Below are 16,255 nucleotides of genomic sequence, written 5' to 3'. Positions count from 1 at the left end.
GTTATTGGTATCCATAATAATAGGTAATATGGGGAATAGACTCACCATTGGACGCCGTTTGAGGGTGAGTACTAACTTGCGCGCAAACACCAAAAACCTCATCAAGCATTTGCTCGGTAATCACCTTATTAGGCTTTCCCGCGCTAGCGATTTCTCCGTTTTTAATAACCACTAATTCATCGCACATAGCTGCCGCTAAATTTAAATCATGAAATGAAGCAAACACAGTAATGCCCAAAGATTTAGCCAGCTCCATTAATTGAATTTGATATTTAACGTCAAGGTGGCTTGTGGGTTCATCCATAATGAGTAGCTGTGGTTGCTGCACAATCGCTCTGGCAATAAGCGCTCGTTGCTTTTCACCGCCAGATAGTGAGTCAAATGACTGATTGCTATGAGATTCAAGCCCAACACGACTAATAGCCTGCGCTATTTTTTGTTTATCTGCTTGGGTGGTCGAGCTAAATAGCGTTTTATGCGGAGTAAGCCCTAGAGCTACAACATCGAATAACGAGAGATTAAATTGCGACGGTGTTTCTTGTAGCACTACCGCAACTTGCTTGGCATAGTCTTCGCTTTTTAGCTGCCAAATATCGGTATCGTTAAATTTAATGTCGCCTGCTGATGGCTGATTAAATCGATATAAGCACCGCAGTAAACTCGACTTTCCTGCCCCATTAGGGCCAATTAAACCAATAAATTTACCACGCTCAATGCTCACATTAATGTGCTTAAGAATTAATGTATTGTTCACTCGCCAAGAAACGTTGTTAACGGTTAAAAGCGGTAAGTTTAAAGAGGTGTGAGTGTGCAAAAAATTATCCTAGGCAGGGAAACACCCACACTCAGTACTAATACGTACCAAAAAGAAAATGAGTTAACCCGCTCGTTATATGAAGTTTTAAGGCATTTGTATTTGACTTACAGTAAAACTGATCACAATTACGGGAATAGTTGAGGAGTCCCACCTCATTCCAAATGCTTGGCTATTATGCGCAGATACGTAAATAATTTAAAGCAAAAAAACCGCACTCAACTGAGTGCGGTTAAAAGGGAGTGTTTTAACTAAGGTTTAGTTAAAACTTATATTCCATACCTAAACCTAGGTAATCTTGGTCAACGTTGTTGTCCATATCAAAGCTTGAGTAAAAACCAAATATTTTAAGGTTTTTGTTTAGCTTATGGTCAACACCTACCGATATCGCGCTTTTATCATCGCTGTCATCAAAATCCATTGTTTGGTATTGCATCTTGAAAGTGTTGCTACCCATAAGGTAAGCTGCATTCACTAAGTAACCGTCAGCCTCAGCGCTGCCATCTACTTTTTCTTGTGTTTGGTACATAGCGCCAACTCTAAAATCTTCAATTTTACCTTGAACTGTTGCACGCACTACATCGTAACCATTGACTTCGCTATCAGCAGCAATGGCAGCATATACTGCGCTCTTTTTAAGTGCTGAGTCACCGTAGGTCACTGCCATTGAATAACCGTTATCTGCATCTACATCGTCTTCGGCAATAAATGTAGCAAGTACTTTAAAGCCTTCGTAGCTTTTAGATGTATAAGTGATCGAATCACCTAAGCGGTTTTCACCTTTAAAAACATTTTTAATATCGCCTTCAAGGTCATTAAATAAATCTAACTTACCTTGTGATTGTTTAAGCGCTGTATCGTTACGACCCACAACAACTTGACCATAGGCACCTTTTAAACCTACGTACTGGTTACGTGCAGAAATATTGTCGTCATTATCACCTTTCGAGTCAGCATCAGATACATCAACTTGAAACTCAAACTTATAAACTGCTTCTAATCCATCAGTAATCTTTTCAGATCCTTTTAGGCCAAAGCGAGATGCATTACTTTTAATTTCAGTGAAAGACCCTTCACCATCATCAGATGATTGAACGGTTACATTTGCTTTACCGTAAATATCTACCTCTGCAAGTGCATTAAAAGATAAACCACTAAGTAGGGCTAAGCATAAGCTCGATTTTGCAAATTTCATGTTATTTCCTCGATAATCACAAGAGACTAATTTTTAAAACAGCGGCAGTGTGTCACTACTAAATGACAAAAATATTACAAAGGACACATTTTTGTCTTTTTAAGTTAATAAAACTGCATTAAATCTGAAATCAAAATAACATGTAAAATAAACTGCCTACTGACTACCTACTTTGTTTCAATAAACTCGGTGTCATTCGCGACAGCAAATTAACCAAGGTTTCTATCAACTCTTTCTGTTCGTTATCTCTATGATAGGCAACAAATACATCTCTTGAAGTATTTTCTACCCCTTTAACATGAAAAAGTTCGCCTTTTTCTAAATGATCTTTAACTAATACCTGTGGAATAAAAGCACTGCCGCCACATTGCAGTATTAAATCAAGCGCAATTCGTCCTGTACTGGTTCTAAAATAAGGCGGTGTTTTACCGGTAAACTGACGCGCATGCCAAAGAGAAAACGTGGTTCCCCAATCAACATACACATATTGATTATCAAAAAAGTTATCACTGGTTGCCGTATCGTAACCACTCACTGGAATAATAGGCAGTTCACAAATACGTTCAACCACAAGTTCATCAACTTTAGGGGGATCAAACAAAATGGCTAAATCAAGTGTGCGCTCCAACAATAAGCGAGTACTTTCTTGTTGCGCCTTCACTTCTGCCACCAGTGATACACCAGGCATAGCCGATACAATATTTGTAATACCAAACTGTAAAAATGCATCCCAAATATTAGGCGTACCTGCTAAACTAATTTGCTTATGCATATTATCTGCAAGTGCAACATCCACTTTGGCTCTTTGCATCCCGGTAATAATCATTTGCGCATGCGGTAACAAGCGCTCACCTGGTGCGGTGAGTTGAATATTATTACGCTGACGAATAAATAAATTTACGCCTAAGCCCTGCTCTAATTGGCGAATTCTAAAACTCACCGCAGACTGCGTTATGTATAGGTTTTCTGCCGCTTTACCAAAATGGCGAGTACGCACCACTTCAACAAATGTTTTTAATAAATCTATGTCCAATTTTTTATCCTCACGATAAAAATTTTTTGTTTAAAAAAATAGCGATTATGTCCCATACTCCAGCTAATAATTGGTATGAGGGTACAGCTATGAGCAATGATATTTCACTACTTCGTCAAGCATTCGTAAGTCAACGTCAATTTTATGATGACCAAAACTTTCCACGCGGATTTAGCCGCAGCGGACACTTTACCCTGTTAGAGGCAAGTATTTTAGAACAGCACGGTGTTGTTTTAAAAAGCCTGTATAACAAAACAGTTGAGCCACAAAACGAACATCAGCAACAATTTGTAAATGCTGTCAGTGGCATAATAGAGCCAAGTAATCCAATTGAGCGAGCATGGGTTAAATATTTAAAGTTAACAACCTGCAAAACAAAATTCCATACATTATTTGGACGCTCAAAAATTTCAGGGCCAACACCAATAAGCCAAGATTATTATTCTGAGGCAGACAATCTATAAGTCACTACAATAGTTGCTTTTTGGCGTTTTAGCAGTTACAACTTGTATAAGCAAACACTTTTGCAAAATTTAAACAAGGCTGTTACGTGACGCACAGAATACTTATTGTTGAAGACACTCCGACTATTGCGCGAGTGCAAAAGCATATCGCGCAAAAAGTCGGCTACGAGGTTGATATTGCTCAATCCTTGGCTGAGACTAAAGAGCTTATAAGTAAGCACCATTATTTTTGCGCAGTGGTCGACTTTATATTACCTGACGCGTCACAAGGTGAAGCGGTTCCATGTACCATTGCAGCAGATATTCCTACCATAGTGATGACAGGCAATATCGATAAGCATACCCGTGATACCGTTGAAAAATACCCCATTATTGATTACATCATTAAAGGCAATAAACAAGCCTATGAGTATTTAGAGAAGCAGCTTTACCGCCTACCCCGTAATAAGCATGTAAAAGTATTGGTTGTTGATGACTCTGCGTCAACACGCCAATACATATGTAGTTTATTAACACGTCACAAATATCAAATATTACAAGCAGCCGATGGCCTAGAGGCGCTTAAAGAGCTTGAAAGCACCCCCGATATTTCTGTGATTATTACCGACAAAGAAATGCCTAATATGGGCGGTATTGAGCTATGTAATGAAATTAGACGCATTTATAGTAATGACGAAAAAGCCATAATTGGTATTTCAGGTATCACTTCGTCTAATTTATCTGCCTTATTTTTAAAAAATGGAGCAAATGACTATTTATACAAACCATTTAACAGTGAAGAATTTTACTGCCGGTTAAGCCAAAACGTCGATATGCTAGAGCATATCGAAACTATAAAACGACAAGCCAATACAGATTACTTAACTAAACTCCCTAATCGTCGTTACTTTTTTGAAGAGGCTAACAAGTCATTAAAGCAGTTTAAAAAAGCAAAAGCACCAGCCATGTTAGCTATGCTTGATATTGACCATTTTAAAGCTATTAATGATACCTATGGCCATGATGCCGGAGATGAAGTGCTTAAAGGGCTGGCTGTATGCTTTAATAAATATTTTGAAAACCAATTGGTTGCCCGTTTAGGCGGAGAAGAATTTGCGGTATTTTTTACTGAACTGACCGAGCAAGAAGCACTAAAACGACTAGAAAGTTTTCGATTATTTATTGAGCTTAATAGCCATGAGTTTAGCCAAGCACAAATCAAGTTTACGCTGTCGATAGGCTTCAGCCACAGTGAAACCTATCAAATTGACGAACTATTAAAACAAGCCGACTTAAAGCTCTACAAAGCCAAAGAGTCGGGGCGTAATAAAGTGGTTTAGTTTAACTAAACCACACCTGAGGCGACAATGGCTGCTTTTCTGCGTTTACGCGACTGATGATATGAATCCCAACTAAAAATAGCCAGTGCACTCCAAATACACGCAAAGGTAATTACACGCTCAGCATCAAACACTTCACCATAAAACACCACGGCTAAAATAAACATTAAGCTAGGCCCTATGTACTGAAAAAAACCAAGCGTAGTGTATTGCAATCGCTTAGCCGCGCCGGTAAAACACAGCAATGGCAGTGTAGTCACTATACCTGCACTTACTAATAGCGCATTAGTTAGCCAATCATTCGCTGGTAAATTAGACGTTTCAGTCGGCACCATTAACCACCAATAGGTCAGTGCCACCGGTAATAATATTAATGCCTCAATTAAAATCCCAGGCAGGGCATCAACCTGTAGTTTTTTACGTAATAGGCCATATAACGCAAAAGAAGTCGCTAACGAAAATGCCACAACCGGAAATGAACCAAAACTAATTAACTGTAATAAAACACCTGTAAAAGCCAAGGCAACAGCAGCTCCTTGCAACTTACGTAACCGCTCGTTTAAAAACACCATACCAAGTAATACATTTAACAAAGGATTGATATAGTAGCCTAAGCTGGCATCTAGCATGTGGTTGTTATTAATAGCCCATATAAACAACCCCCAGTTAAACCCCAATAAGGTCGAGGTAACAACTAGCATCAGAATTAGTTTAGGTTGGATTAAAATGCGTTTAATTTTATTCCAGTAGTTGAGCACACTCACCACCAAAATAAGAAACATCACTGACCAAATAACACGATGCATTAAAATTTCAAATGCTGATACATGGTGGATCATCTTAAAATAAATGGGTGCTAGGCCCCACATAAAAAAGGCGAGACAGGCAAAAATGGCGCCCTTTCGCTGCTCGGTATCAATCGACATAGTAACCACTTGATGATTTAAAAGGCCGTAAGTTTAACCCCCTCTCACTTTTTAGCCAACTAAATACGTGCCCGTTCCAAACGCTATTTGTACCGACTGCTCGTTATGTAACTCCATTCGGCACACGCACACTTTATTTCCTGAGCGAATAAGTGTGGCGCTGGCAATAAATACCTCCCCTTTACCTGGGCGTAAATAATCAGTACGTAAATCTATAGTGCCCAGTGTGGCTAACTTTTTATGCACACTAGGTAAGTCGGCATCGTCTAGTTTTCCTATTACACTTGCTGCAGCAAGCATTCCGCCTACATTGTCGAGCACCGCAGAAATCACTCCACCGTGAAGAATCTTTTGCGCCGGATTACCAATTAATACGTCTTGCCAAGGAAATGATATTTTAGCTTGTTCAGTACTAAGTGACTCTACTGCTATTTTTAAAAACTGGTTAAAGGGCATGTTATTAACAAACAGCGCCCCTACTTGATCGATCAACATTTCTTTATTCATTATTATTCTCTATGTTTTCAGTGGTACGATGAGTAAAGCACAGCTTGAGGCTATTGTAACCCCCTGCAGATTTTAGTTTATCACTACAGATGTGTGTACCAAGTAATGAAAGCTAAAGACATCCTGATAAAAAACCACTAAAATAGCGCCGATGAATACACTAACTCCTTCTCCTAATACGCTTGTGCGTAAACCCGAAACTGTACTCAAACAAGTGTTTGGTTACAGTGAATTTCGCGACGGTCAAAGTGCAGTAATTGATGCCGCCATTAATGGCCAAGATTCATTAGTATTACTGCCCACCGGTGGTGGTAAATCGGTGTGTTACCAAATACCCGCGTTGGTATTAGAGGGAGTCACCATTGTTATTTCTCCACTGATCTCTTTAATGCAAGATCAAGTCACCCAGTTACAAGCACTGGGAGTTAAGGCCGCTTATGTCAATAACAGCCTAGCTCGCGAAGAACAACAATTAGTGTATCAGCAATTGCATCAAGGGCTGATAAAGCTACTTTATGTAGCTCCTGAAAAAGTGCTACAACGCGACTTTTTAGAGCGGCTCTCTCATTTGAATGTTAGCTTGTTTGCTATTGATGAAGCACACTGTGTTTCTCATTGGGGTCACGATTTTAGACCGCATTATTTTCGTTTAAATGAGCTTAAACAACGCTTTGCACATGTGCCTATGATGGCACTCACTGCCACTGCCGATAAAGCGACTCGCTTTGATATTGTTGAGCAACTCAAGCTACAACAGCCCTACATACATACCGGCAGTTTTGATCGCCCTAATATTCGTTACACCATAGAAGAAAAATTTAAACCTATGGTGCAATTACTGCGTTATTTAAAAGAGCAAAAAAATCAAAGTGGTATTATTTATTGCACCAGTCGTAAACGTGTTGATGATATAGCTGAAAAGCTTGCTGATGCAGGCCTTAATGCTGCCGCTTACCATGCGGGAATGAGTAACGAGCAACGTCAGTTTGTGCAAACCGGGTTTGCCCGTGACGATATTCAAATTGTGGTTGCCACCGTTGCCTTTGGTATGGGAATTAACAAGCCTAACGTACGCTTTGTTCTGCATTACGACATTCCAAAAAGTATTGAAGCTTATTACCAAGAAACAGGCCGAGCTGGACGAGATGGGCTTGCTGCAGAGGCCATCATGTATTTTGACCCTGCCGATATAGGTCGGGTTAGACGCTTTTTTGAAGATATTGACGATGAACAGCGCCGCCGCGTAGAAAAGCAGCGCTTTAATGCCATGGCCAGCTTTGCCGAAGCACAAACGTGTCGCCGTCAAATATTATTGAACTACTTTAGTGAGTACCAACGCGAGCCCTGTGGTAACTGTGACATTTGCTTAAATCCACCTAAAAGTTTTGATGGCACATTGGTCGCACAGCAAGCACTTTCGTGTGTGTATCGCGCACAGCAACGATTTGGGTTAGGTTACATTGTAGAATTATTACGTGGCGCGAATACTAGCCGCATTCGTGATAACAACCACCATGAACTCAGCACCTATGGCATAGGTAAAGATAAAAGCAGTGAGTTTTGGCTCAGTATTTTACGCCAACTTATTCATCAAGGGCTATTAAGCCAAGATATAACCCAAGGCGCTTCATTGCGTTTAACTGAAGCTGCACGCGCTATTTTAAAAGGTGAATATGCACTGCAATTGGCCGAGCCTCGCTTACAAGCTAAACACGTTTATCAGGATAAGTTAGCGCAGTTTAATTACGATAAAAAACTATTCGCTCGCCTGCGTGCATTGCGTAAAGAGTTAGCCGATGCCGATGATGTGCCGCCTTATGTAGTCTTTAACGATAAAACGCTAGCCGAAATGGCGCAGCTTATGCCCACTAACGACAGTGAATTTTTAAAAGTGTCGGGGGTTGGTTTTACTAAATTAAACAAGTATGGCGGTGAGTTTTTAACCGCAATTCGACATTACCTAGCAACGCAATAAGCCCCTTATGACCGAACTTGAATACGATCACACACATCAATGTATTATTGTTAAACCGACAGAGCTGCCGCACGATGAAGACTTTGAATTGTGGGGAACGTTATTTTTGCACAGCGATGAAATTAGCATTAATGAGTATGCCGCTGGGGCAGATCGTCATCAACTGCGTTTTAACTATGCTAACCACACGTTTAATTTAAATTTTGAGCATTATAGCCAAAGTGTGTGGATTAATGGTGAAGGGCAAGATGCCGACAACCTATTGGCAGCGTTAACATTTTATTTAACTTAAATGCATAGCTAATACCTTATAATCGCTATAAAAATAAAACTAAATCTGTCTTTTACTTACATATCAATAACAATGATGTAAGCTAAGAGTAAGTGTTTTATTTTGCAAAATAGCGCTAAAGAGGGTCAATGTTAAATAGAAAATGGATTGCACGTAGTTGTTTTAGCCTTTCTATTTCGAGTATGTTTATGCTCAGCGTTTGTGCGCAAGAAGCGCCACTAGCCCAAAGCTGCCCTAGTGACGACTCATCACAAGCTCATGAAAATAATTTGCGTCGTCAAATTACATCTCAAACTCCAACACTCACAGCACAAAGTAACACTAAAATTGCCTCCATCACTTTGCAACAGCTTAATGTATTTAATACTGAACTAGAGGCTGAAAACAATGCATTATTTCGTTTCGCCAATCGGGCACACATACAAACCGAGCCTGAGGTAATTAAGAGTATTTTACTGTTTAAGTCAGGCGATACCTTTAATCCAAAAGCACTGGCCGAATCTGAGCGGTTACTGAGAAAACAAAGTTATTTATATGATGCACAAATTATTGCTGACGAAAATTGTGATGGAAATATTGATGTAACAGTAATTACTCGAGACTTATGGACTTTACTGCCCGAACTTAGTTTTAGCCGTAGTGGTGGTGAAAATAAATCAAGTATTGGTTTTCGCGAATCTAACTTATTTGGTTGGGGCAAACGGTTATCTTTTGCACGTAAAACAAACAGTGACCGAAATGGTTATTTATTTGTTTACGATGATCCTAATATCTTATCAACTCGCTACCGAGGGCGTTTAGAGTATGCCGACAACAGCGACGGCAAAAGTCATTTAGTTGAACTAACCTACCCGTTTTATGCCATCCATACGCCCTATAGTTATGGCGCCCTGAGTTACTCAACCCAACGAGAAGAAGCCTTATACATCAGAGGTGAAAAGTTTAGTGAGTTTGAACAAAAAACCGACCTAAACCAGGTATTTTTTGGCCATTCTAAAGCCCTTAGTCATAACTGGACCCAGCGCTTGAGCCTTGGTTATATTGATGAGCAACACACTTTCAAAGCGATTGATTCTACCACTACAGCAGTGGCTGAAAACAGAAGCTTAAGTTACCCCTACATCAGCGGCCATTGGTTTGAAGATAACTTTATAAAAGTACGTAACTTTGACAGTATTTATCGTACTGAGGATTTAAATTTAGGTTGGAATATCAAAGCCACCCTGGGCTACTCCGATGAATCAATAAGTAACGACGATAGCCGCGCTGTGTACTCGTTTAATTTTAACAAAGCCCATTTTAGCACTAACCATACCCTTTGGCGTTTTCATGCAGATATTCAAGGCTATTGGAATAACGAGAAAAAACAGCTCGAAAACTTGCTCACTACTAGCCAAATTCAATATTATTTAAATACCAGTATTGATCAATCTTGGTATGTAAAAGCAAGGCTGCAATACGCAAAAAACCTCACTAATGATAAACAGCTCACCCTAGGGGGCGAAACTGGACTTCGTGGCTATCCTATGGAATTTCAACATGGGGATCGGAGTTTTTTAGTCAGTTTAGAAAAGCGCTATTACTGGGAATATGACTTACTACAGCTGTTTAAAGTGGGAGGGGCGGCCTTTTTAGATATTGGTCGAGCTTGGTATAACAACGACTTGAACACTCAGTATCAAGTTGAGAACACCCCAGTGCTAAAAAATGTGGGCTTAGGTTTGCGCCTTGCGCCAAGTCGCGCCAATGCGGGTACCATGATCCACCTTGATATAGCCGCGCCGCTAAATAAATATGATGATGTTGACTCGGTACAATGGCTGCTCAGCGTCAAAAATTCTTTTTAAAATCACTACTGCGCGCCTACGTTAAACGTTACACTTTGCGCCTATCATTATTGTGAGAATACATTTTGGAATTAATCACCCTTTTAAAGCTTTTGGGCACACAATATAAACTTATCGTGACCGTGATTGCCCTTTTGAGCTTTCCGCTACTATTAAAAGTAACTAAAAAATTACTCGAAAAAGCTATCAGAGGTAAAATAGATTTACACCGAAAGTACCGTGCAGAGCTACTACTAAAAATAATACTCGCCTTTGTGATGCTGTGTTTAGTATTAGTTTTTTGGGGAATAGAACTGCGTGGTTTACTGGTATTAGGCTCTTCTTTATTTGCCATGCTAGGCGTTGCATTATTTGCGGCGTGGTCATTACTGAGTAACTTAACCGCGTTTTTACTGATGTTTATTCAAAATGACTGCCGTGTAGGCTATTGGGTAAGAATTGTGGATGGAGCCAACGCCATTGAAGGGCGTATTATTGAAATGGGGCTGATGAATGTCTTACTCGAACACGTTGATGGCCACAGAGTGATTTACCCTAATAACTTATTTGTTACCCGCCCGGTGTTAGTGCTTAATACGGAGCCTAAACCAACAAAAGCGCCTAAAATTAAACGCATTATTGGCCCTAAACCGCGTAGCTAAACAACACCTATTAAAAAACCGCGTTAGCTTAAAACTAAGGCGGTTTTTTATATCGACAGATAGAGTCATACCAATTCACTTAATTGAGCAAATTGGTATTAATTGTTTAGTTCAGCCGTTTTCAGCTCATCATCTAAATCATTTATCTCATCAATAAACGTTTCTAACTGCTGCTCTACCAAGCTATTTGCATGTGCAAAATAAGCAATATGGAATACGGCATCGCCTTCATTTACCAGTGGCATGGTTTGCTGGCCAATAATAATACCGCTTCGAGGAGCAAGGAGTTCAAGTTCTGAATCGCCAAGCGGACTGCTAATATAAGCAAGCACTTGACCTTTCATTACTCGCTCACCTAACGATACTTGCGCTCTTACTATGCCGTCTACTTCTGCACGTACCCAACTAGTGGAACTTGCAATTACAGGATCAGGCAGTTTTTTAGGACGTTTACCACGTATCATTTTTAAATGTCGCATAACATAATCAACCCCTTGCACGCCTGCAGCAATCGCTATAGGGTCAAAGCGCAGTGCTTCACCCGCCTCATAAGTAATAACAGGTATACCTAAATTAGCGGCTTCACTGCGTAATGAACCATTACGTAATGACGCATCTATAACCGCAGGCGTACCAAAGGCTTTAGCCATTTGCGCTGTTGCTTCATCGGCTAAATTAGCGCGAATTTGCGGTAAGTTAGTACGGTGAATCGCCCCCGTATGCAAATCAATAATATGCGTACAATGCACAGCTACTTGGTTAAAAAACATATACGCCATACGACCTGCTAATGAACCACGCTCAGACCCCGGAAAACTTCGGTTCATATCACGGCGATCGGGCAGATAACGCGATTTATGAATAAAACCAAATACATTCACAATCGGGACCGCTATTAATGTACCACGCAGCTGATTAGGGTCGATTTTAGCCAGTAACTGGCGCACAACCTCAACCCCATTTAGTTCGTCGCCGTGTATAGCCGCACACACCATCAATACAGGGCCTTCCATTACACCGTTAACCACTTCAATAGGAATATTAAGCGGTGAATGGGTGTAAAGCTTTGCAGCTTCTAGCGCGAGTGTTTTACGTTCACCTACACCAATACTTTCACCTAATAGGGTGAAAGGTCGGTTAATTTTAACCTTTGCCACGAGTTGCCGTTCCTTTACTTGCAGCATTTTTCTCGATGAAATCAATCACCATGCCCGCAATATCTTTACCTGTTGCCACTTCAATCCCTTCAAGACCTGGCGATGAATTTACTTCCATAACCAAAGGACCACGAGATGAGCGAAGTAAGTCAACGCCAGCAACGTTTAAGCCCATTGCTTTTGCCGCTGCTACCGCTGTTTTACGCTCTTCTGGCGTAATACGCACCAGTGTAGCGCTACCACCACGGTGAAGGTTTGAGCGGAACTCGCCTTCCTGTGCTTGGCGTTTCATTGCAGCAATCACTTTATCTCCGAGTACAAAGCAACGAATATCCGCACCACCCGCTTCTTTAATATATTCTTGTACCATGATATTGGCTTTTAAACCCATAAACGCTTCAATAACACTTTCAGCCGCTTTACGTGTTTCAGCAAGTACCACACCAATACCTTGAGTACCCTCAAGTAGCTTAATAACGACCGGTGCGCCACCTACCATTTCGAGTAAGTCTTTTACGTCATCTGGCTTGCTAGCAAAGCCTGTTACCGGCATGCCTACGCCTTTGCGTGATAATAATTGTAGAGAACGTAATTTATCGCGCGAACGAGAAATAGCCACAGACTCATTGACCGGATAAACACCCATCATTTCAAACTGGCGTAATACAGAACAGCCATAAAAAGTAACTGATGCGCCAATACGCGGAACAATGGCATCAAAATCTTTTAGGTTTTCGCCGCGGTAATGGATTTCAGGTTGATCTGAGTTTATATTCATATAACAACGTAGCGCGTTAATCACTTTTACTTCATGACCACGTTGCTCAGCCGCTTCAATTAAACGACGCGTTGAATATAAATTTTTGTTGCGAGATAAAATACCAATTTTCATAGTTAAAACCTTAACTAAATTATGTTGAGCAAGCACATATAAGTATGTTGCTACTCAACGAATTCTTATAATAAATGTGATAAAGCCGGATCAACGACTATACGATTTTCCATAGCTGTGCGCCCTAATAACATTCTAAACTTCATTGACGCACGACTTGTTAATGTAATTTCTATTGGCCAACTAAATTCGCCAGCATGTAGTGTAGTTTCAATAAAGTAACGCAGTTCTTTTTGGCCACTAGAGCTGGTAACGTACTTCATTTTTTTAACTTTGGCATTGCAGGTAATTTGCGTTTGCTCGTCTTCTTGCAATGGTTGGGCTATAAATTTAACCCATTTTTCGCCTTCCACTTCATATTCTTCAATATTAATTGCATGAATACAGGAAGTACGTGCACCGGTATCTATTTTTGCTTTAATTTGCTCGATGCCCAGCTCGGGTAAACTCAACCACTCACGCCAACCAACTGTTATTTTTGTCGTCATAAATGTGCCCTTAGTAAAAAAAGTGTTTTATACGCTACAGCAAATAAAACACCAACAAAATAAATTCATCTACTCGATAAGCCGATTTGATTGACCTTTTAAGCTAACTCGTTTAACAATGCAGTTCTTACGTATGCATTTAACCATAGGCTAAAACATAAGTTTTTGTTGCTAAACTCAGTTTAACATATACAAAGTAAAGCTAAATTTTAATTATTTAACTAGGGTCTGTGGACCTTTACGAATTAATATTTGTTCAAACTAGGGGCAATTTAATCGCGGCGCGAGGTTTGTAACCTAGTGGGCTAAGTAAAAATCGAGCAAAGCTTCCGCGTCCTGCTCACGCCCCTTACCTACATCCATGTAGGCAACAAAGAGTTAATTGCCCCTAGGCAGAACCCTTCGGGCAGCGCTTATTTGGCATTGATGCTGTGTTATCACCTATTTATGGGGAATAACCACACTCTGCCTTGCCTAAATATCAAATAGATTGCTGAAAATTTAACCTTGAAAGATAAACAGATCCTAAATACATTACAGTTAACTGTATTAAAAACATACTATCGATGAGAAATTATTATGATTAATGGCTTACTTCATGCACTTATTCTTGATGAAAAAGGCGGTGCACGCCCCATAGAAAACAGCAAGCAATTACACCAATGGCAACCTACTGATGGAAAACTGTGGGTGCATATGGACTACAGCCAAACAGATGCGGTGGATTGGTTAAAAAACTGCGGGCTGTTAAACGACTATGAACTGGAATCACTCACTGCTGATGAACCGCGTCCACGAATAACGCCAACAACTAATGGCCATATGTTATTTTTACGCGGGATCAACTTAAACCCAGCACAAAGCCCTGAAGACATGGTATCTATTCGGTTATTTATAAATAACGATGTGGTGATCACCACGCGTAAGCGCCGATTATTATCAGTGCAAGATATTCTAGCCTCGTTGAATAATAATGAGGGGCCATGCAGTATTTCTGAATTGGTGTGTACATTAGCGCACAAGCTCACTTCACGTATGCAAACAGTAATTGATGAGCTAGATGAAAGCTTAGATGATTTTGAAGAGGAAATTGATGAGCCCAGTAAAAAGTTTGATAACCAAGGCTTGTCGCAACTTCGCCGTCAAACCATCGCGCTAAAACGTTACTTAAAACCACAAAAAGAAGCACTCAGTAGCATGGTTAATAATCATTACCCATGGCTTTTTGACGATGATAAAGCCAAGTTAAATGAAACCACCAATTTACTTATTCGCTATTTAGAAGAGCTCGATAGTTCAATAGAGCGCGCACTTGTTATCCAACAAACCATTACAAATCAGGTCTCTGAGCAATTAAATCAGCGGATGTATGTAATGTCGGTGGTGGCTGCTTTATTTTTACCGCTGGGCTTTCTAACGGGATTATTGGGGGTCAATGTCGGCGGTATACCTGGAACAGAAAGCCCTTATGCATTCACTGCATTTGTGGTGTTTTTAATTGTTTTGACTGGTGGGATTGGTATTTACTTTAAAAATAAAAAGTGGCTGTAATTACAATACAGCTCCAACAAGGCACAAAAAAGGCGAACATGATTGTTCGCCTTTTGCATTGGTAACCCTTACTCTTGAAAGTAAGTGCCCCAACCATCGTATTCAACATCGCATTCAACAGCAAGTTGCGCGAGTTTATCAACGTCTTCCATTATCACGTCGACATCTAATTCGGCTTCAACAACAATGTCAAAACTCCAAATTTTTTCACCGTCTTCAAGCTCAAGTTCTGCTGGCTCTTCTACATCGTAACCTAGTTTAAACGCAGCCAATGCCGCTTGTTCTAACTTAGTAAAGTCTTCACATACAAAGTGGTGTTCTACTTCATAAAGAATTTCTGGATCAGACCCATCTTCAAGTAGTGAAGTTACGATGTCTTCACTTATTTCACGCCAGTTTTCCATTATTTCTCTCTCACTTGAGCATCTAATTCTGTTATTTTAGCAGCCATAATACTGTGCACACTTTTAGCATGTTCACGGGCACTGATACTGTTATCAAGTGCTATGGGGGCTAACATTTCAATGTAAATTGTACCATTATCCCAGCGATTTAGTTTAATGGTTTTATCGGTTGTGTTCATACATACTGGCACAACAGGCACCTCTGCACTCATTGCGGTATGAAATGCACCGGTTTTAAAGGGGAGTAAACCACGACCATAACTACGCGTCCCCTCAGGGAACATCCACACCGATAAGCCTTTTTGTTTTATTTTAGCCGCTGCTTTTGAGATTGTGCCAGCAGCTTTTGAACGATTTGATCGGTCGATTAAAATATTACCCGACAACCAATAAAGCTGACCAAAAAATGGGATCCATTTAAGACTTTTTTTGCCAACGCTCACACAATTTTTTGGTACCATAGCTGGAATAGTAAATAAATCGTAGCTATTTTGATGATTCGCTACATACACAGCAGGCCCCACCTTAAGCGCATCAGGATGATATTTTAGTTCTAATTTAACCCCAAGCATTTTAGCCATTGAGCCAAACCAACTTGCAATAACGTGCACATTACTAGGATGAAATGGTCTAAAAATTGATAACAACAAACCAAAAAAACAACTTAATAATATAAACAACAGCATTATTAAAATACGTATAACAGCTAGCAAGTGCGCCTCTCCAATATAACCACAATCATATATTGCT

17 protein-coding genes are annotated in these 16,255 nt (G+C 40.1%); 7 read left to right on the top strand and 10 right to left on the bottom strand.

Features of this window, described 5'->3' with window-relative positions; translation table 11 throughout:
- Position 1: 1 nt before the first annotated feature.
- The 3 genes from MTN97_RS04555 to MTN97_RS04545 form a co-directional block, all read right to left on the bottom strand.
- Positions 2-814 (bottom strand): ABC transporter ATP-binding protein, encoded by an 813-nt coding sequence (locus MTN97_RS04555; protein ID WP_036980149.1) that lies wholly within the window; start codon positions 812-814, stop codon positions 2-4.
- A 262-nt stretch (positions 815-1,076) separates the two neighbouring features.
- Positions 1,077-2,009, bottom strand: a complete 933-nt coding sequence (locus tag MTN97_RS04550; RefSeq protein ID WP_036980150.1) for a porin — start codon at positions 2,007-2,009, stop codon at positions 1,077-1,079.
- A gap of 163 nt (positions 2,010-2,172) precedes the next feature.
- The gene (locus MTN97_RS04545) at positions 2,173-3,042 is read right to left on the bottom strand and encodes a LysR family transcriptional regulator (RefSeq protein WP_214552242.1); all 870 of its coding nucleotides are present in this window, start codon (positions 3,040-3,042) and stop codon (positions 2,173-2,175) included.
- Positions 3,043-3,131: 89 nt separating this feature from the next.
- On the opposite strand from MTN97_RS04545, the gene MTN97_RS04540 reads away from it, so the two are divergent.
- Both MTN97_RS04540 and MTN97_RS04535 read left to right on the top strand, forming a co-directional pair.
- Complete coding sequence (locus MTN97_RS04540; RefSeq protein ID WP_008110628.1) at positions 3,132-3,506, top strand: DUF413 domain-containing protein; 375 nt, start codon at positions 3,132-3,134, stop codon at positions 3,504-3,506.
- 86 nt (positions 3,507-3,592) lie between these two features.
- Complete coding sequence (locus MTN97_RS04535; protein WP_248473782.1) at positions 3,593-4,825, top strand: response regulator; 1,233 nt, start codon at positions 3,593-3,595, stop codon at positions 4,823-4,825.
- Positions 4,826-4,830: 5 nt separating this feature from the next.
- Here the strand turns inward: MTN97_RS04535 and rarD are convergent, their stop codons facing one another.
- Positions 4,831-5,751 (bottom strand): EamA family transporter RarD, encoded by a 921-nt coding sequence (gene rarD, locus MTN97_RS04530; RefSeq protein ID WP_248473781.1) that lies wholly within the window; start codon positions 5,749-5,751, stop codon positions 4,831-4,833.
- A 51-nt stretch (positions 5,752-5,802) separates the two neighbouring features.
- Positions 5,803-6,258: a thioesterase family protein gene (locus MTN97_RS04525; RefSeq protein ID WP_028835656.1), complete on the bottom strand. Its 456-nt coding sequence runs from the start codon at positions 6,256-6,258 to the stop codon at positions 5,803-5,805.
- A gap of 151 nt (positions 6,259-6,409) precedes the next feature.
- Between MTN97_RS04525 and recQ the strand changes: the two genes are divergently transcribed.
- The 4 genes from recQ to MTN97_RS04505 all read left to right on the top strand — a co-directional run bounded on the left by recQ (position 6,410) and on the right by MTN97_RS04505 (position 11,013).
- The gene (gene recQ / locus MTN97_RS04520) at positions 6,410-8,233 is read left to right on the top strand and encodes a DNA helicase RecQ (RefSeq protein WP_248473780.1); all 1,824 of its coding nucleotides are present in this window, start codon (positions 6,410-6,412) and stop codon (positions 8,231-8,233) included.
- Positions 8,234-8,240: 7 nt separating this feature from the next.
- On the top strand, positions 8,241-8,525 hold the full coding sequence (locus MTN97_RS04515) for a DUF3630 family protein (RefSeq protein WP_013465829.1): 285 nt from the start codon (positions 8,241-8,243) through the stop codon (positions 8,523-8,525).
- 128 nt (positions 8,526-8,653) lie between these two features.
- Positions 8,654-10,372, top strand: a complete 1,719-nt coding sequence (locus MTN97_RS04510) for a hypothetical protein (protein WP_248473779.1) — start codon at positions 8,654-8,656, stop codon at positions 10,370-10,372.
- 65 nt (positions 10,373-10,437) lie between these two features.
- A complete protein-coding gene (locus tag MTN97_RS04505) occupies positions 10,438-11,013 on the top strand; it encodes a mechanosensitive ion channel domain-containing protein (protein ID WP_036980154.1) in 576 nt (191 codons plus the stop codon).
- A 98-nt stretch (positions 11,014-11,111) separates the two neighbouring features.
- Here the strand turns inward: MTN97_RS04505 and MTN97_RS04500 are convergent, their stop codons facing one another.
- The 3 genes from MTN97_RS04500 to MTN97_RS04490 all read right to left on the bottom strand — a co-directional run bounded on the left by MTN97_RS04500 (position 11,112) and on the right by MTN97_RS04490 (position 13,550).
- Positions 11,112-12,170, bottom strand: a complete 1,059-nt coding sequence (locus MTN97_RS04500) for a succinylglutamate desuccinylase/aspartoacylase family protein (RefSeq protein WP_008110612.1) — start codon at positions 12,168-12,170, stop codon at positions 11,112-11,114.
- Positions 12,157-13,062, bottom strand: a complete 906-nt coding sequence (gene rimK, locus MTN97_RS04495) for a 30S ribosomal protein S6--L-glutamate ligase (protein WP_008110610.1) — start codon at positions 13,060-13,062, stop codon at positions 12,157-12,159. The genes MTN97_RS04500 and rimK overlap by 14 nt, the downstream gene beginning before the upstream one ends.
- Before the next feature lie 65 nt (positions 13,063-13,127).
- Positions 13,128-13,550 carry an ATP-dependent zinc protease gene (locus MTN97_RS04490; protein WP_008110607.1) on the bottom strand — a complete coding sequence of 141 codons (423 nt, stop codon included), beginning with the start codon at positions 13,548-13,550 and terminating at the stop codon, positions 13,128-13,130.
- Between the two features lie 579 nt (positions 13,551-14,129).
- On the opposite strand from MTN97_RS04490, the gene MTN97_RS04485 reads away from it, so the two are divergent.
- Positions 14,130-15,101, top strand: a complete 972-nt coding sequence (locus MTN97_RS04485; RefSeq protein ID WP_069439870.1) for a zinc transporter ZntB — start codon at positions 14,130-14,132, stop codon at positions 15,099-15,101.
- Positions 15,102-15,169: 68 nt separating this feature from the next.
- On the opposite strand, the gene rraB is transcribed toward MTN97_RS04485, so the two are convergent.
- Positions 15,170-15,505 (bottom strand): ribonuclease E inhibitor RraB, encoded by a 336-nt coding sequence (rraB, locus tag MTN97_RS04480; protein ID WP_008110603.1) that lies wholly within the window; start codon positions 15,503-15,505, stop codon positions 15,170-15,172.
- The gene (locus tag MTN97_RS04475) at positions 15,505-16,218 is read right to left on the bottom strand and encodes a 1-acylglycerol-3-phosphate O-acyltransferase (protein WP_036980160.1); all 714 of its coding nucleotides are present in this window, start codon (positions 16,216-16,218) and stop codon (positions 15,505-15,507) included. Before MTN97_RS04475 ends, rraB begins: the two co-directional genes overlap by 1 nt.
- Positions 16,219-16,255: the final 37 nt, after the last annotated feature.

Source organism: Pseudoalteromonas sp. 2CM36K, from assembly GCF_023161865.1.
Classification (GTDB): Bacteria; Pseudomonadota; Gammaproteobacteria; order Enterobacterales; family Alteromonadaceae; genus Pseudoalteromonas; species Pseudoalteromonas tetraodonis.
This window is presented reverse-complemented; position numbering and strand designations above follow the sequence as displayed.